Consider the following 2,223-nt stretch of genomic DNA (forward strand, 5'->3'; position numbering starts at 1 on the left):
GCGGACATCGGCATCGCGATGGGCGCGACCGGCTCCGACGCCGCGATCGAGTCCGCCGACGTCGCCTTCACCGGCCACGACCTGCGCCTGCTCCCGCGCGCGTTCGACCACGCCCGCCGGGGACGGCACATCATCAACCAGAACATCATCCTGTCGCTGCTGATCATCACCGTCCTGCTGCCGCTGGCCCTGTTCGGCGTCCTAGGCCTCGCGGCCGTGGTGCTCGTGCACGAGATCGCCGAGGTGATCGTGATCCTCAACGGGCTGCGCGCCGCGCGCACCAGGAAGTCGATCGCGTGACCGCGCAGGGCACCGTCGTCGCCGAGGGGACGAGTCCGCCCTCCCCGAAAGGTCGGAGGGCACTCGGCGTCGCCCTCGCGGTCGCCGTGCTCGCCGTGGCCCTCGATCAGGGGTCGAAGGCCCTCGCTGTGGCGCAGTTGACTTCTGGCGAGCGGGTTCCGCTGGTCGGCGACCTGTTCGGCCTGTCCCTGGTCTACAACCCCGGAGCCGCGTTCTCGCTCGGCTCCGGGTCCACCTGGATCTTCACCCTCGTCGGCCTCCTCGCCGCCATCGCGGTAGTTGTGTTCGCTGTGCGGCTGCGTGGCGCGCGGTGGGGTGCCGCGTTGGGCCTGGTCCTCGGCGGCGCGGTCGGCAACCTCGTCGACCGGCTCCTGAACCCGCCCTCCTTCGGACAGGGGCAGGTCACGGACTTCCTCGCCTACGGCGACCTGTTCGTCGGGAACGTCGCCGATGTCTTCGTCGTCGCCGGTGTCGGCCTGGTCTGCCTGAACCTTCTCCCGCCAGGCCCGGACCGGGCGTCGAACGACGCGCGATTCGAGGATGCCGCATGAAGGTCGAGCTGCTGCACATTGTCGGTTGCCCGAACACGGACGTGGCCGAAGCCAACGCGCGCGCAGCACTGGACGCTCTTGGATTCAGGGCCGTGCCTGTCGAGCTGGTCACGATCCGGACCGAGGCCGAGGCGGTAAGCACCCGGTTCGGAGGCTCGCCCACGATCCTCGTCGACGGCGTCGACCTGTTCCCGACAGCACCGGTCCGCTCGCTCGCGTGCCGCGTCTACTCGACGGAAAGCGGATTCGCCGGAGCGCCTACGCAGGAGCAGATCGAAGCAGCGCTGCGAGGCGCGTCCCGGTAGAGCAAGAACGGGCTGTAGCGCGATCGATGGCGCACGCCTCACGGCACATCGGTGTTCGCCGCAGGGACCAGGAAACCCGGAAACACAGCGGAGAGGCAGGGCCATTGGCCGCTGCCCCTCCCGTGCTCGCAGTCCCTCGCAGTCCCTCAGACGAGCAGTTCCGCCAGCAGCGTTTCGACGCGACCTTTGATCTCGTCGCGGATCGGGCGCACCGCCTCGATGCCCTGTCCGGCGGGGTCGTCGAGCTTCCAGTCCTCGTACCGCTTGCCCGGGAAGAACGGGCAGGCGTCGCCGCAGCCCATCGTGATCACCACGTCGGAGGCCTGCACCGCCTCGGTGGTGAGCACCTTCGGCTGCTCGGCGGTGATGTCAATCCCTTCCTCGCGCATGGCTTCGACGGCCACGGGGTTGATCTGCTCGGCGGGCATGGACCCGGCCGAGCGGACCTCGATGCGGCCTGCGGCGAGGTGGCGGAGATAGCCGGCGGCCATCTGGGAGCGGCCGGCGTTGTGGACGCAGACGAACAGGACAGAGGGCTGCTGAACGGTCATGAACTTTGGCTTCTTTCAGTCGGTGAGGGTCGCGAGGAGGGCGCGGACGCGGGACTCGATGTCGTGTCGGATCGCGTCGACCCCTTGCGGGGAGGCGAGGGCGGGGTCGCCGACGGCCCAATCCTCGTAGCGGACACCCGGGATGATCGGGCACACGTCGCCGCAGCCCATCGTCACCACAACGTCCGCGGCGCGGACGGCGTCGTCGGTCAGCGGCTTCGGGAACGCATCCCGAGCCTCCTGCTCGCCTTCGATCTCGACGAGCAGGGAGCGCACGTGCGGGTGCAGGTCCGACGCCGGGGTCGAGCCTGCGGAACGGGCGATCACTCGGCCGTCGGCGAGCTGGTTGACGATGGCGGCGGCGAGCTGGGAACGGCCCGCGTTCTGCACGCACACGAACAGCACCTGCGGCACCCCCGAAGACCGATCCCGGGTGAGGTCGGCGAGGCGCTGGCGGGCGAAGCGCTCGGTCAGCGGGATCATGTGCTGCGTCAGCTTCGCCGACCGCACCAGGCC

Annotated in this window: 4 protein-coding genes and 1 pseudogene; 3 read left to right on the top strand and 2 right to left on the bottom strand. The window is 69.8% G+C overall.

Annotated features, from left to right (window positions below; genetic code table 11):
• The 3 genes and pseudogenes from JD276_RS15610 to JD276_RS15620 form a co-directional block, all read left to right on the top strand.
• Nucleotides 1-300 (top strand): annotated as a pseudogene (locus tag JD276_RS15610) (heavy metal translocating P-type ATPase); the annotation flags it as partial.
• The gene (lspA, locus tag JD276_RS15615) at nt 297-851 is read left to right on the top strand and encodes a signal peptidase II (RefSeq protein WP_024356154.1); all 555 of its coding nucleotides are present in this window, start codon (nt 297-299) and stop codon (nt 849-851) included. The pseudogene JD276_RS15610 and the gene lspA, both read left to right, overlap by 4 nt.
• Nucleotides 848-1,156 carry a hypothetical protein gene (locus tag JD276_RS15620; protein WP_200116587.1) on the top strand — a complete coding sequence of 103 codons (309 nt, stop codon included), beginning with the start codon at nt 848-850 and terminating at the stop codon, nt 1,154-1,156. The genes lspA and JD276_RS15620 overlap by 4 nt, the downstream gene beginning before the upstream one ends.
• Before the next feature lie 146 nt (nt 1,157-1,302).
• Here JD276_RS15620 and JD276_RS15625 read toward each other — a convergent pair whose 3' ends face one another.
• A complete protein-coding gene (locus JD276_RS15625) occupies nt 1,303-1,707 on the bottom strand; it encodes an arsenate reductase ArsC (protein WP_200116588.1) in 405 nt (134 codons plus the stop codon).
• Nucleotides 1,708-1,722: 15 nt separating this feature from the next.
• Nucleotides 1,723-2,223 (bottom strand): arsenate-mycothiol transferase ArsC (locus JD276_RS15630; RefSeq protein WP_372432874.1); only part of this gene is annotated, 501 nt, incomplete at its 5' end.

This window comes from Leucobacter chromiisoli (assembly GCF_016522505.1).
GTDB classification, from domain to species: domain Bacteria; phylum Actinomycetota; class Actinomycetes; order Actinomycetales; family Microbacteriaceae; genus Leucobacter; species Leucobacter chromiisoli.

Excerpts from the sequence above, each read along its gene's own strand:
- JD276_RS15620 (WP_200116587.1), top strand. The coding sequence starts at position 848 with ATGAAGGTCGAGCTGCTGCACATTGTCGGTTGCCCGAACACGGACGTG.
- JD276_RS15625 (WP_200116588.1), bottom strand. The coding sequence starts at position 1,707 with ATGACCGTTCAGCAGCCCTCTGTCCTGTTCGTCTGCGTCCACAACGCC.